At 59.0% G+C, this 13446-nt stretch carries 12 protein-coding genes; 5 read left to right on the top strand and 7 right to left on the bottom strand.

Features of this window, described 5'->3' with window-relative positions; all coding sequences use genetic code 11:
* The first annotated feature begins 77 nt into the window (after positions 1 to 77).
* Positions 78 to 905, top strand: coding sequence for a lytic murein transglycosylase (locus Q4481_RS12350; protein ID WP_304376683.1), 828 nt, complete (start codon positions 78 to 80; stop codon positions 903 to 905).
* A gap of 115 nt (positions 906 to 1020) precedes the next feature.
* On the opposite strand, the gene Q4481_RS12345 is transcribed toward Q4481_RS12350, so the two are convergent.
* Together Q4481_RS12345 and pdxY are read right to left on the bottom strand one after the other, a co-directional pair.
* Complete coding sequence (locus tag Q4481_RS12345; RefSeq protein ID WP_304376682.1) at positions 1021 to 1689, bottom strand: carbonic anhydrase; 669 nt, start codon at positions 1687 to 1689, stop codon at positions 1021 to 1023.
* Positions 1690 to 1702: 13 nt separating this feature from the next.
* Entirely contained in the window at positions 1703 to 2578 is an 876-nt protein-coding gene (gene pdxY, locus Q4481_RS12340) for a pyridoxal kinase PdxY (protein ID WP_304376681.1), read from the bottom strand.
* 163 nt (positions 2579 to 2741) lie between these two features.
* Here pdxY and Q4481_RS12335 point away from each other — a divergent pair, with 163 nt between their 5' ends.
* Positions 2742 to 4106 carry an MFS transporter gene (locus Q4481_RS12335; protein ID WP_304376945.1) on the top strand — a complete coding sequence of 455 codons (1365 nt, stop codon included), beginning with the start codon at positions 2742 to 2744 and terminating at the stop codon, positions 4104 to 4106.
* Between the two features lie 133 nt (positions 4107 to 4239).
* On the opposite strand, the gene purH is transcribed toward Q4481_RS12335, so the two are convergent.
* From purH to htpX, 4 genes are all read right to left on the bottom strand, one after another.
* Positions 4240 to 5853, bottom strand: a complete 1614-nt coding sequence (gene purH / locus Q4481_RS12330; RefSeq protein WP_304376680.1) for a bifunctional phosphoribosylaminoimidazolecarboxamide formyltransferase/IMP cyclohydrolase — start codon at positions 5851 to 5853, stop codon at positions 4240 to 4242.
* 163 nt (positions 5854 to 6016) lie between these two features.
* Positions 6017 to 7651, bottom strand: a complete 1635-nt coding sequence (locus Q4481_RS12325; protein ID WP_304376679.1) for a heparinase II/III family protein — start codon at positions 7649 to 7651, stop codon at positions 6017 to 6019.
* A 169-nt stretch (positions 7652 to 7820) separates the two neighbouring features.
* The gene (locus tag Q4481_RS12320) at positions 7821 to 9191 is read right to left on the bottom strand and encodes an RsmB/NOP family class I SAM-dependent RNA methyltransferase (RefSeq protein ID WP_377353822.1); all 1371 of its coding nucleotides are present in this window, start codon (positions 9189 to 9191) and stop codon (positions 7821 to 7823) included.
* Positions 9182 to 10216, bottom strand: a complete 1035-nt coding sequence (gene htpX / locus Q4481_RS12315) for a zinc metalloprotease HtpX (RefSeq protein WP_304376677.1) — start codon at positions 10214 to 10216, stop codon at positions 9182 to 9184. The genes Q4481_RS12320 and htpX overlap by 10 nt, the downstream gene beginning before the upstream one ends.
* 95 nt (positions 10217 to 10311) lie before the next feature.
* Here htpX and Q4481_RS12310 point away from each other — a divergent pair, with 95 nt between their 5' ends.
* From Q4481_RS12310 to Q4481_RS12300, 3 genes are read left to right on the top strand one after another with little or no spacing between them, the layout of a single operon-like run.
* Positions 10312 to 10518, top strand: coding sequence for a DUF1674 domain-containing protein (locus Q4481_RS12310; protein ID WP_304376676.1), 207 nt, complete (start codon positions 10312 to 10314; stop codon positions 10516 to 10518).
* A 51-nt stretch (positions 10519 to 10569) separates the two neighbouring features.
* Positions 10570 to 11040: a thermonuclease family protein gene (locus Q4481_RS12305; RefSeq protein ID WP_304376675.1), complete on the top strand. Its 471-nt coding sequence runs from the start codon at positions 10570 to 10572 to the stop codon at positions 11038 to 11040.
* A 55-nt stretch (positions 11041 to 11095) separates the two neighbouring features.
* The gene (locus Q4481_RS12300; RefSeq protein ID WP_304376674.1) at positions 11096 to 11392 is read left to right on the top strand and encodes an excalibur calcium-binding domain-containing protein; all 297 of its coding nucleotides are present in this window, start codon (positions 11096 to 11098) and stop codon (positions 11390 to 11392) included.
* Positions 11393 to 11436: 44 nt separating this feature from the next.
* On the opposite strand, the gene acs is transcribed toward Q4481_RS12300, so the two are convergent.
* Positions 11437 to 13392, bottom strand: a complete 1956-nt coding sequence (acs, locus tag Q4481_RS12295; RefSeq protein ID WP_304376673.1) for an acetate--CoA ligase — start codon at positions 13390 to 13392, stop codon at positions 11437 to 11439.
* Positions 13393 to 13446: the final 54 nt, after the last annotated feature.

Raw genomic sequence — 13446 nt, 5'->3', positions numbered from 1 at the left:
GGTTCGGTTGCGCCAACGTCGGCGGCCCGCCGGAGCGAGCGGAAACCATATCGAAGCGATAAGGCCGAGAGGGAAAAATGAAGGCTGTGCGTCCATTCCTTGCAGTTCTAGCCGTCGGATTGTCGTCGCTTGCGATGACTGTTCAGGCCAACGCCGCCTCTTGCGGCAAGACATCGGCCGGCTTCGAGGCCTGGATCGATGAATTCAAGGCTGAGGCGGCGACCAAAGGCATCGCGCCGAAGGTTCTCGACAATGTCTTCGCATCGGTCTCCTACAACAAGGCAACCATTCGCGCTGACCGTGGCCAGAAAAGCTTCAAACTCAGCCTGAACGAATTCCTCAACAAGCGCGGCGCAACCACCATCGTTTCGCGCGGACGCAAGATGAAATCCGCCAATGCCGCCCTTTTTGCGCAGATCGAAAGCCGGTACGGCGTTCCGGCCGGACCGTTGATCGCCATCTGGGGCATGGAGACCGGTTTCGGTTCGTTCATGGGCAAGGAACACACCCTTTCGGCGGTCGCCACCCTTGCTTACGACTGCCGGCGCAGCGACTATTTCACCGATCAGCTCTATGCTGCTCTCAAGCTCGTCGAACGGGGCGATCTGGGTATCAATGCCCATGGCGCGGCGCATGGCGAAATCGGCCAGACGCAATTTCTGCCCAAGAACGTGCTGCTCTATGGCGTCGACGGCGACAATAGCGGCCATGTCGATATGGTTCGCTCCCGCGCTGATGCTTTGATGTCGACCGCCAACTTCCTCAAGGGGCACGGTTGGCGTGCTGGCGCCGGCTACCAGGTCGGCGAACCGAATTATTCCGCCATTCAGGGCTGGAATGCCGCTTCGGTCTATCAGCAGGCAATTGCCCTCATGGGCGCCCAGATCGACGGCATTTCCAACTAACCGTCACCACTTTAAAAACATAAACCGCCGAACGGATCGTTCGGCGGTTTTTTATTGGCATTGCCAATCAAGGGCGAGACAACAGTCGACCCGAGCCGATGTTTACCGGTAGCGCTCAGCCCTGCTCTTCGGGCGCCTCAACAGCCATGTTCGGTCGGATGAAATCGCCGGTCTTGGAATCCATGACCCAGAGCTCGCCGGTCGAAATGTCGAACCAGGCACCGGACAGGGTCAGCTTCTTGGCTTCATGCAGGATTTTGACACAAGGGAACGTCAGCAAATTGTTGATCGAGTGGCGGATCGAGATGCGCTCCAGTGCGCGCTGACGTTCGGCCGGCGTCATCGACTTGTACTGCGTCACTTCCTCGGCTGCAGGGCGCACCATGCTCATCCATTTGCCGATGAAGTCGCCCGGCGACAGCGGATTGCCGTCATTGTTGAGCGCGGCATGGATGCCGCCGCAGCGACCATGGCCCATGACGACGATTTCCCGGATTTTCAGCCCCTGGACGGCAAATTCGAGCGCCGCAGACGTTCCATGATAGTTTTCGTCCGGCGCATAGGGCGGCACCAGATTGGCAACGTTGCGCACGACAAACAGTTCGCCCGGGCCGCAGTCGAAAATGGTTTCAGGTGCCGAGCGGCTGTCACAGCAGGCAATCACCATCGTCTGCGGCGTCTGGCCTTTTTCGGCCAGCGTGCGATAGCGGTCGGATTCGTGCGAGTAGCGGTTGCGCATGAAATTGCGGTAACCGTCCAGAAGGTGGGCGGGAAACATATCCATCTTTTCTCCTACTCTACTTCTTGGTTCTGCGTGACGGATGCAGCAATTGCCGCATCTGCACCATCGCCATCGGCGTCATGAAACTTGCGTGATCTTCATGCAGCATCAATTCATCGGAACCGCGCTTGACCGAGCGGGCGAGGATCTCGAACACGGCCGCGGTCGCCATCTGCAGCGCCCGCTCCTCGCTTTCGCCCTTGACCAGACGTGACAGGAAGAGAGAAGCCGTCAGATCACCAAGACCGTTCGGCGCATCTTCAACCAGCCGATGTTCGGCCAGAAGGGCCAATCGTTCGGTCAGCAACAGGTTACCGGTTCCACCCGCCATCATGGGAATGGCGGAAGTTACGAGCATGCGGCGTGGACCAAGGGCCAGAGCCGCATCGATGATCTGCTGGTTACTCTCCAGTGGCGCACCGCTCAACCAGCCGAGTTCGAACCGGTTCGGCGTCGCAATATCGGCAAGCGGCAGCAGACAGTCGCGGATCGCTATCGCAATCTCCTCGCGCACATAAAGCCCGCCGCTGTCTCCGATCACAGGATCGCACAGATAGAGGAAGTCCGGGTTGGTTGCCTTGAAGCGGGCAATCATTTCGGCAACCGCCTTGACCTGGGCGACGCTGCCGAAATAGCCGGTAATCGCGGCCTTGACGGTGGATTTCCAGCGCGAACCGGCCAGATCCATGAGAGCCGAGGCAAAGGCCTCTTCCGGCAACGAGATGCGCGTCGATGGGCCATGTCCCGGATGCCATGGAAGGATCACCGTCGGAACCGACCAGACCGGATGCCCCATCGTTTCCAGACTGAAAACCACGGCACGATTGCCCACCGATCCGCGCGCGACATGGCTGGAAATGGCGATAATCGCCCCCGGACCTTCAATCTTCATCGTGCCGTCCCTGGCAAAACCCGCCCCTTGTTTGACGCAGTGCGGAAGAAAGTCAATCAAAATCCCGCCGAATGCACCGGCCAATCCCGTCTTGAAACTGTCAAGTCAAAGTGCAACAGTGCTGCAAACAGCATAAGGGGTGGGGCAAGTGGCTGAAATTGCAATGGTTCCGAGACCGACCGTAGCCCGACGCGCCATCTTTGGCTGGATGATGTTCGATTGGGCCGCGCAGCCTTTTTTCACCGTCGTCATTACTTTCGTCTTCGGCCCCTATTTTGCCGCGCGGATGATCGCAGATCCGGTGGCAGGCCAGGCCGCCTGGAGCAATGCCAACACCATCTCCTCCTTCGTCATCGCCATCCTTTCGCCCGTGCTGGGATCGATCGCGGATGCGACCGGCAACCGCAAACGCTGGATCGGGTTTTTCGCGATCATCAAGATCCTCGCACTCCTCGGCCTCTGGCAGGCGGCACCAGGCAGTTCGGCGGCCTATATCGGCGGCCTGATCATTCTGGCCTCGATCGCAGCCGAATTCTCGATCGTCTTCAATGACTCGATGATGACCAGGCTGGTGGACAAACGCAATGTCGGCACCATTTCCAACATTGCCTGGGGACTTGGCTATGTCGGCGGTCTGATCGCGCTGTTTTTCGTGCTGCTTTACCTGGCTGCCGACGTAACAAGCGGCAAGACACTTCTGGGCAACGCGCCGCTGTTCGGACTCGATCCGGCACTCGGCGAGGATGCCCGTGCAACAGGACCGCTTTCGGCGATCTGGTACCTCGTCTTCATCCTGCCAATGTTCTTTTTCACCCCCGACACGCCGACCGGAATGCCGATCGGCAAGGCAGTTCGCTCAGGCCTCCGCGAACTCGGACATACGATCGGACAGCTGCGTCACCGCAAAGCCATTCGCCGGTTCCTGATTGCCCGCATGATCTATCAGGATGGCGTCAACGGACTTCTGATCCTCGGTGGCGCCTTTGCGGCCGGCATGTTCGGCTGGCAGACAACCGAGATCGGCATTTACGGCATCATCCTAATTGTCGTGGCGATTTTCGGCTGCCTCGTCGCGAGCTTTCTCGATTCGCTGCTGGGGTCAAAGCGGGTGGTCATCATATGCCTGATCATGCTGACGGCCGCCACGATCGGCGATATTTCGACCGCGCCCGGCTCGACACTCTTTGGTCTGGTCCCGCTCGCGACCGAAGACAGCGGCGGCCTGTTCGGCACCATGGCCGAGAAGGTCTATGTTCTCTACGGACTTCTGATTGGCCTTGCCTTCGGCCCGGTTCAAGCTTCTTCACGCTCCTATCTCGCGCGTAGCGTCACCGATGCCGAGGCAGGTCGCTTTTTCGGCATCTATGCACTTTCAGGCCGTGCAACGGCATTCGTAGCCACCGGCTTGAATTCCATCCTGATCTGGTGGACGGCATCGGCACGGATCGGCATGGGATCGCTGATCCTGTTCTTTATCCTCGGTCTGATGTTGCTCCTGGTAACGCCCTACCCGGCAACAGATGAGTGATTGCGAGAAGCACGCAGCGATAGGAGCCTGACTGTCAGCGGCAGTCCGGTGGCCGGAAAGCGCATTTCAACGGCAAGACCGAAGGATCGTTGGAACCAGGCTGCGCGCATTGCCCGCAGCCTGTCTTGCGTGATTAGTGCCGGAAATGACGCATGCCGGTAAAGACCATGGCAATGCCATGTTCGTTGGCTGCGTCGATCACTTCCTGGTCGCGCATGGAACCACCAGGCTGCACCACCGCCGTCGCTCCGGCAGCAACAATCGAGAGAAGCCCGTCCGCAAAGGGCAAAAACGCTTCCGACGCCGCGGCTGAGCCCTTAGTGAGCGGCTGCGGCCATCCGGCAGCACGCGCAGCATCCTCAGCCTTGATGGCAGCAATGCGGGCCGAATCGACCCGGCTCATCTGCCCGGCACCGATGCCGGCCGTCTGTCCATCCCGCGCATAGACGATCGCATTCGATTTGACATGCTTGGCGACGGTATAGGCGAATTTCAGGTCTTCAAGCTCGCGATCGGTGGGCGCCCGCTTTGTCACCACCTTAAGCTCAAGATCGGCGATCCTGCCATTGTCGCGCGCTTGAACCAGAAGACCACCAGAAACGGTCTTGGCCATCAGCCCAGGCTGGGCGGGATCGGGAAGACCTTCGGTCACCAGCAGGCGAAGGTTCTGCTTGGCGCCGATGATCGCTTGCGCTTCTTCGGTTGCGCCTGGCGCAATGATGACCTCGGTGAAGAGTTTTACGATCTCTCGCGCCGTCTCGGCATCGAGTTCGGAATTGAGCGCGATGATGCCGCCGAAGGCCGAGGTGGAATCACAGGCCAGCGCCTTGAGATAGGCTTCCCGAAGGCTCGTGCCGGTGGCAACCCCACAAGGGTTGGCATGCTTGATGATGGCACAGGCAGGCCCCGTGGCGGGCGAAAATTCTGCCACCAGCTCGAAGGCGGCATCCGTATCGTTGATGTTGTTGTAGGAGAGCTGCTTGCCCTGCAGAAGCCGGGCATTGGCCACACCGGGCCGCTGTTCGCCGGTCACATAAAACGCGGCCGACTGGTGCGGGTTCTCGCCATAGCGCAGCGCCTGGCGCAGACTGCCGCCGATGGTGCGGTAGGCCGGCGTCTCGATCTTGAGCTCATCCGCCATCCAGTTGGAGATGGCCGTGTCATAGGCGGCGGTCCGTGCAAATGCCTTCTGGGCCATCTGCTGGCGGAACGGATAATCGGTCTGACCATCCTTGCCGAGCCGTTCTGTGAGGGCGGCATAATCGGAAGGATCGGTAACGATGGTGACATAGGCATGGTTCTTCGCCGAAGCCCGGATCATCGCCGGTCCGCCGATATCGATATTCTCGACGCTTTCGGGATAATCCTCGCCACGTGCGCGAACGGCTTCGAACGGATAAAGATTGATCACCACGAGATCGATCGCACCGATGGCATGTTTCTCCATCGCTTTGACGTGATCGGCGTCATCGCGGATGGCAAGAATACCACCATGAACGGACGGATGCAGCGTCTTCACGCGGCCATCCATGATTTCCGGAAAGCCGGTGACGTCGGACACGTCCGTCACCGCAATGCCTGCATCGGCGATTGCCTTGTGGGTGCCACCGGTCGATAGAAGCCGCACACCCAGACGATTGAGTTCTCTTGCCAGTTCCACAATACCGGTTTTGTCGGAGACCGACAGAAGTGCGGTCTTGACGGCGACCTGATCCGGAACGGGAATTCTCTTGGAATGAACGGCCATCGCAGGCTCCTTTCGGGGATCGGAATTTGCTGCAGCCGTTAGCACAAGCCTTCGCGGTCCGAAACCGAAAACAGGCCGTTTGACGGAGCAATTCAACCTTCTGCTGATGGATGCATCCGGGGCAACGCGGCGGGCCCGTTTTCGGGCCGCGATGGAGCCTTGATTATTGTGGGCCGGATGGCTTGCGCGTTAGCACCCACTGCAACTCGGGCAGATCATCGATATCGATCACCATTTCGAGCTGGCTGGATCCGCGAATTCCGCTTGGGTCGGCGAAAAAGACATCATCCTCGATCGAAATCCGGCCATCCAGCGTCGATAATGTCCATGTCTCGCCATCGGGAGCCACGAGATCGACTTCATTGTCCTCGATTTCATGGATGGCGATCTGCGGATGGATGTGAAAGCGAATGACAGCGATAGCGCCCGTGCCGGCAGGCGGATCCTTGCGATCTTTCGTCATCAGCCGGTCACGACCGCGAACAAGACTGCCCGCCGCATTCACATAGAGACTGCGCTCATGGATGAGGCCGAACGGTTTCAGGTAGCCATCATGGCTGGCAATCAGCGTATCGGCGCCGTCATGGCTTTCCTTCCGATCCACTGAAACCTGCTCCACCCCCTCGCCAAACATCAGGCTGCCATTGTTCGACAGGACCCTGCTGGAGGACGTGTCATTGACCGTCACCGTCGAATGGGCAGCCGTTGCACGCGCCAGCTGCCGATAATGGTCGCCGGCAAAGCGGGGTGAGCCGGAATTGACGATGAACCGGTGCTTTCCGGATGACATTTCAAGCGAAAGACAGCCGGCATGAGCCGTGCGGGACAGTTCCCGCGTCAGCGGCAATCCTGTGTCGACCAGGATGACCGTATCGCCGATGGCCAGGCGTTGATATTGGGTGTGAGGCAGGGCCTTGAAAGGTTTGCCGGAGGTTTCGTCATATCGAAGGATAGACAGAAGCTCGTTGGCATGGGTGGACGTGGCGCCATTGAACAATGCAAGTTCACCGCCCTGATGCCGGAAGAAGCGCAGGGCGGGATACATGCGATCGATCGTCTGGACGAGGCGCGAAGGCAGGTCCTGGCCAAGATTGACGTAAGTCTGGCGTAACGGAAGCAGGTCGAACAGCAATTCGAGACCTGCCCGCGGATTGCGGGAAACATGCCCCCCATCAGGCAGGATCTGCGCCTCGAGTTCACGATCGAGAAGCCCTGCGGCCTTGCTTATTTTTCGGGCGGAAGCCGGCAGCGCAAGCGTTGCCATCGCGAGCGCTATCCGGCCCCTCAGGCGACGTTCGTCATCGCGAATGTGCGTCACCGTGCTCTCGAGAAATCGAATCTGGGCCGAAAGGCTGCGGAGAAAGCGCTTGTAGAAGCCGATTTCGGCATTCTTGAGCAGGATCGTGGAATGCGAAATCCAGGCAATGATCCGCTGGGCAACGATGTCGGGATCCCATGCAATACCGCCCGGTCTGCGACCGTGGCTGACAATCCAGTCTTCTGTCAAAAGGCGGGCCGCATCAAAAATCAGGTCGGATTTGCTGGCGCGTACATCCCTGAGCCAGGTGAAGGCATGAAGACGAGAAGCGAAATCGCGAGACGGCATTTCGAGCGAAAAGGGTGACCGATCGCCCGCCTCCAGCAACCGTCCGGCGAGATGATACCGACCTTCGAGAATCTGTTCGGCAACAAAGGGATCCGCGGAACGAAGATCGGTCGGAGCAACGATCAGCCGGTCGGGAACCGGCGAAAAGGGCTGGAGCACTATCAGCCGCAAACCGGCAAGCCGGCGCGACATCTGTCGACGGGCATCTCCGAGATAGCTGGATGAGGTCCTTGGCCGTCGGGTCACATTCACGCCGCTAATATAGTCAACTATTGAATAGGAGTTAGCTACAATTCAAAGTCAGGGTCAATTGATGGCGGCACTCAAAAGGCGCTCATCCCCGGTAGATTGCCCCGCCTTGTTATTTGCGTCGAATGACTGCGGCGTAAAAACCGTCCATGCCACCGAGCATCGCTGGCGTCGTGCGCATCTCTCCGCGGCCTGTTACCGCAGTCTCAAGACCCGGCCAGTCTGCAGGATCAATCGCGACCAGTTCGGCCTCAGCATGCTCGGAAAGAAAGACTGAAATGAGATTCTCGCCTTCGATCGGATCGAGCGAGCAGTTGGAGAAAACGAGTTTCCCGCCTGTTGGCAAACGCCGGAAAGCCTGTTCGAGCAGACGGCGCTGAACGCCGGCCAGCTTTTCGATATCCTCTGGTCCCTTGCTCCACAGCACATCCGGATGGCGGCGGATTGTACCCGTCGATGAACAGGGCGCATCGAGAAGAATGGCGTCGAGCGGCTGGTCCGGCTCGAAATCCTCGAGCTTCGAAAGATGCGTCGCACAGGAGAGACCGAGGCGGCCGAGATTTGATTGCAGTCGCTTGAGCCGGCTTGCCGACTGTTCGACGGCGGTTACCTGCGCACCCTGCAGCACGAGCTGCGCGGTTTTGCCACCCGGTGCCGCGCAGAGATCGGCAACCTTTTTTCCGCGGATATCGCCCATCAGGCGGGCCGGAATCGCGGCCGCGGCATCCTGAACCCACCATTCGCCTTCTGTAAAACCCGGAAGAGCGGTCACAGAGCCTTCGAACGTTCCAAGCCGGACCGTACCGGTCGCCAGCACCGTCCCGCCCAGACGTTCCGCCCAGCCCTGCGGATCCGATTTCACGGTCAGATCGATAGGGGCCGGCGTTGCGCAAGCTATCGAAATCGCTTTGGCAGCCTCGATTCCGTAAGCAGAAACCAACCGTTGCATGAACCAGCCGGGCAGAAGATCCACCTCCTGCGAAACGGCAGCGAGAACGGAATCCTTTTCGCGCCCAAGCCGGCGCAGAAGCGCATTGACGAGATTGGCAAACCGGGCCGAGCGTGGATCGCGGCGTGCCTGCTCGACGGCAAGATCGACGGCAGAATGATCCGGGATATCGAGAAACAGAATCTGTGCGGCGGCGATGGCGAGGATATGGCGAAGATTGCGGGCGCCATCCGGCAGGGGCTTGTCGAGAAAGCGTGCGAAAATCGACTCGATCCAGGTCAGGTGCCGAAGGCAGGAATGGAGGATGGCCTTGACCATCGCCCGATCGGTAGGATTGAGCGCGACAAAGGCCGGATTGCCGTGATCCTCATCCAGAAGCCCGTCGAGCGATGCCTTCTGCTCCAGAACCGCCGCGAGAAGCTTTGTCGCTGCCATACGCGCCGAAAGGCCCGGCTTGTCGGAGTGGCGGTCGATAATCGGGCGCGGTTTCTTGTTTTGTTTGGCCGGGCGTTTTTCGGATGGAGTCAAGACCAGGGTCCTTCAGGCGGTTTGCGGTCGCCACGGCCCCATCGGACATCCGGTACGCTGCGGCCTTTGCGCGTCGCTCTATCAGGCTCCGACGGCGGGGTCGAGGGCATAACCGGCGTTTCTCTCCGTTCGGGCGAGGGAGAATGTTGACGCCCCTGCTGCGGCTGCGCGGGATTGGACTGCCATTGATGTGCCAGATCCTGCAGCGCCTGGATCCGGTTTTCTGTGTTCGGATGGGTCGAGAAGAGATTGTCCATCCGTTCACCCGAAAGCGGATTGATGATGAACATGTGCGCGGTCGCAGGATTGGCCTCAGCCCGTTCCATCGGAATGCGATGGGCTGCAACGGCAATCTTTTCAAGCGCTGACGCAAGCCAAAGCGGATTGCCGCAAATTTCTGCGCCCCGACGATCGGCTGCATATTCACGCGTGCGGCTGATGGCCATCTGAACGAGCATCGCGGCGAAGGGCGCGACGATCATCGCAACCAGAACGCCGATGAAGCCCAGCGGGTTGGACCGTTCTCCATCGCGGGAACCGCCGAACAGGAAGGCAAAGTTGCCGAGCATGGAGATCGCACCGGCCAGCGTGGCGGTGATGGTCATGGTCAGCGTGTCGCGATTCTCAATATGGGCGAGTTCATGCGCCATCACGCCCGCAACTTCTTCGGGCGTCAGGCGCTGCAACAGGCCGGTGGAGGCCGCAACGGCAGCGTTCTGCGGATTGCGACCGGTGGCAAAGGCGTTCGGCTGATCCGAATTGATGAGATAGACGCGCGGCATCGGCAGCCCGGCCCGCGTTGTGAGATCGCGGATCATGCGGTAAAACTCTGGCGCATTGGCCTCGTCCAGCTCCTGGGCATCATAGGAGGCCAGAACCATATTGCCGGAATTCCACCAGGAAAACAGGTTCATACCCGCGGCAACAACCAGGGCAATCATCATGCCGCCGCGTCCGCCGATCAGGTACCCGACCACCATGAAGAGGGCTGTCAGGAACGCCAGCAGCATCGCTGTACGCATCACGTTCATCAATTTCTCCCGTTACCGAGGCTTTGGTCTGTTCAAATATCTCCTAAAATGGATATAAGCGGCAATAAGTTCAATATTTCCCGGAGTTTCCGGATATGGATCCGACCGAGCAGAACCAAGAAACATCCCCTGAGCCCAAGAAAGAACTGTCGCCTGCAGCACTTCGTGCACTTCGGGAAGCTGAGGAAAGACGCAAGGCCAACCAGGCGGCGTCGATGCCGACCGAAATCGGTGGCCGTGGCGGAGCAGACCCGGCCCGATTCGGCGACTGGGAAATCAATGGCCGCGCCATCGATTTTTGATCGGAAATAATTCCTATTTTATTCTGCGGTTTCATGGAATATATTCCTTTCATGAAACCGATTCAGATAGGTACGACGATCTTTGCTCTGCTGGTCTTCTGGCGTCCCATGCCAGCGGAGGCCGCAAGTCTGGCCCGCGAGGAGATTGCCGGTCCGATTCCGGCTGAGCTGGTTTCGGTTGTCGACGGCGATACGCTTCTCGTAACGGCGCGGCCCTGGCCGCAACATCGTATTGCGGTGCTTGTCCGAATTCGCGGCATTGATACGCCGGAACTGAAATCGAAATGCAATGGCGAACGCGCGCTTGCCGAACTGGCGCGCAAACGGCTCACCGATTTCCTTGCCGAGGGCGAAGGGCGGGGCTTGGCACTCAGCCAGATATCGGGCGACAAATATTTCGGGCGCGTTGTGGCGGATGTATCGAGATCCGATGGAAGCGATGCCGCATCGATGCTTTTGAGCGCCGGCCTCGCTGTGACCTACCAGGGCGGAAAAAAATCGAGACCCGTCTGCACGGATTGAACCAGCAAAACCGTGTGCACCGGTAATTATACATCCTTTGGATGCAGCCGGTTCGTTGACCGGTTCGACCGGAATATCGTCCAACATCGCAAAAGCGATGATTGGAGTGGTGATGTTGGAGTTCATTTTGGCGGCAATGATGGCTGGTCAGCTATCGCTAGTGCCACCGAGGCAGGGATTTTTGCCGATTGTCGCACGCACCTGCAAGCAGGTTTCCAGTTGCGAGGAGGCTGTTGAACTCTGGTGTGACGGATACAAACGCGCTGATGGCGATCAGGACGGCATTCCTTGCGAGAATGTGTGCGACAGCGTCGCCGAAGTCGATGCCATTCGGTCCCGGATCGGGTGCTGAGACCGCAGATGGCCCGGCTTTGCCGGGCCATGTTGTATGTGGCGTCAGGCCTTTTTCTTGTTCTGACGGTTCTCGATCAGCTCATCGACCACGGCCGGATCGGCGAGTGTCGATGTATCGCCGAGCGCCCCGAAATCATCTTCGGCGATCTTGCGGAGAATGCGGCGCATGATCTTGCCCGAACGCGTTTTCGGCAGGCCGGCAGCAAACTGGATCTTGTCCGGCGTCGCGATCGGGCCGATTTCGGTGCGCACATGCGCAACCAGCTCCTTGCGCAACTGGTCGGTTCCTTCGACATCCGCCATCAGGGTCACGTAGCAATAGATGCCCTGGCCCTTGATGTCATGCGGATAGCCGACAACGGCGGCCTCGGAAACGAGATGGTGCGAGACCAGCGCCGATTCGACTTCCGCCGTCCCGAGACGGTGGCCAGAAACGTTGAGAACGTCATCGACGCGACCCGTGATCCAGTAATAGCCGTCCTCGTCGCGACGGCAGCCGTCACCGGTGAAATACTTGCCCTTGTAAGTGGCGAAGTAGGTCTGGATATAGCGGTCATGATCGCCATAGACCGAGCGCGCCTGGCCAGGCCAACTGTCGGTGATGCAGAGATTGCCGTCCGTCGCACCTTCGAGCGTCTTGCCCTCGGCATCGACCAGTTCCGGTTTGATGCCGAAGAAGGGCCGGGTTGCAGAACCGGGCTTGAGATCGGTCGCGCCCGGCAGCGGCGTGATCATGATACCGCCGGTTTCGGTTTGCCACCAGGTGTCGACGATCTGGCAGCGAGCCTCGCCGACCGTGTGGTAATACCATTCCCAGGCTTCCGGATTGATCGGTTCGCCGACCGAACCGAGCAGCCTCAGGCTGGTCCGTTCCGAGCGCTTGACGAATTCGTCACCGGCACCCATCAGCGAACGGATCGCCGTCGGCGCCGTATAGAAGATATTGACTTTGTGTTTGTCGATGACTTCCCAGAACCGACCCTGGTCCGGGAAGGTCGGAATGCCTTCGAACATCAGGGTCGTCGCACAATTGGCGAGCGGCCCGTAGACGATGTAGGAATGGCCGGTGACCCAGCCGACATCGGCGGTGCACCAGTAAATCTCGCCATCGTGATAATCGAAGACATATTCATGTGTCATCGAGGCATAGACGAGATAGCCGCCCGTCGTATGCATGACGCCCTTCGGCTTGCCGGTCGAACCCGACGTATAGAGAATGAAGAGCGGATCTTCGGCCTTCATCTTCACCGGCGGGCAATCCGGCTTCACGCTGGCCATTTCCTGATGGTACCAATGGTCGCGGCCCGGCGCCCAGCCGATCTTGCCACCGGTGCGGCGAACCACCAGCACATTGTGGACGATCACATAATTCTTGGCGGCGATATCGATAGCGATATCGGTGTTTTCCTTGAGCGGAACCGGCTTGCCGCCGCGCACGCCTTCATCGCAGGTGATGACGAAGGTTGATTCACAGTCGACGATGCGGCCCGCCAGAGCTTCCGGCGAGAACCCACCGAAAACGACCGAGTGGATGGCGCCGATGCGGGCGCAGGCGAGCATCGCATAGGCCGCTTCCGGGATCATGGGCATATAGATGGTGACGCGATCGCCCTTCTTGACGCCATGCTTCTTGAGCACATTGGCGAGCCGGCAGACATGATCGTAAAGCTCGTTATAGGTAATCTTCTTGTCGATATAGGGATTGTCACCTTCCCAGATGATCGCAACCCGTTCGCCGTGCGTCTTCAGATGGCGGTCGATGCAATTGTAGGAAACGTTGGTCAGACCATCCTCGAACCACTTGATCGGGATGCGACCCTTGAAGGAGGTGTTCTTGACCTTGGTATAGGGCTTGAACCAATCGATTCGCTTGCCATGCTTGCCCCAAAACTTGTCAGGGGTCTCGATGCTTTCCTCGTACCACTTCTGATATTTATCGCTGTCAATCAACGCACGGGTCTTGGCGGATTTCGAGACAGGGTACACTTTTGAAGACATGATTTTCCTCCCATGCCACGCAGAAATAAGCGCTCCTCACGCACTCATGGTGCG

The sequence above is a fragment of the Fluviirhizobium alvei genome (assembly GCF_030551875.1).
In the GTDB taxonomy this organism is placed as follows: Bacteria; Pseudomonadota; Alphaproteobacteria; order Rhizobiales; family Rhizobiaceae; genus Rhizobium_E; species Rhizobium_E alvei.
This window is presented reverse-complemented; position numbering and strand designations above follow the sequence as displayed.

Coding starts and splice junctions, on each gene's coding strand:
- Q4481_RS12350 (WP_304376683.1), top strand. CDS start 78: ATGAAGGCTGTGCGTCCATTCCTTGCAGTTCTAGCCGTCGGATTGTCG.
- Q4481_RS12345 (WP_304376682.1), bottom strand. CDS start 1,689: ATGGATATGTTTCCCGCCCACCTTCTGGACGGTTACCGCAATTTCATG.
- pdxY (WP_304376681.1), bottom strand. CDS start 2,578: ATGAAGATTGAAGGTCCGGGGGCGATTATCGCCATTTCCAGCCATGTC.
- Q4481_RS12335 (WP_304376945.1), top strand. CDS start 2,742: ATGGTTCCGAGACCGACCGTAGCCCGACGCGCCATCTTTGGCTGGATG.
- purH (WP_304376680.1), bottom strand. CDS start 5,853: ATGGCCGTTCATTCCAAGAGAATTCCCGTTCCGGATCAGGTCGCCGTC.
- Q4481_RS12325 (WP_304376679.1), bottom strand. CDS start 7,651: ATGTCGCGCCGGCTTGCCGGTTTGCGGCTGATAGTGCTCCAGCCCTTT.
- htpX (WP_304376677.1), bottom strand. CDS start 10,216: ATGAACGTGATGCGTACAGCGATGCTGCTGGCGTTCCTGACAGCCCTC.
- Q4481_RS12310 (WP_304376676.1), top strand. CDS start 10,312: ATGGATCCGACCGAGCAGAACCAAGAAACATCCCCTGAGCCCAAGAAA.
- Q4481_RS12305 (WP_304376675.1), top strand. CDS start 10,570: ATGAAACCGATTCAGATAGGTACGACGATCTTTGCTCTGCTGGTCTTC.
- acs (WP_304376673.1), bottom strand. CDS start 13,392: ATGTCTTCAAAAGTGTACCCTGTCTCGAAATCCGCCAAGACCCGTGCG.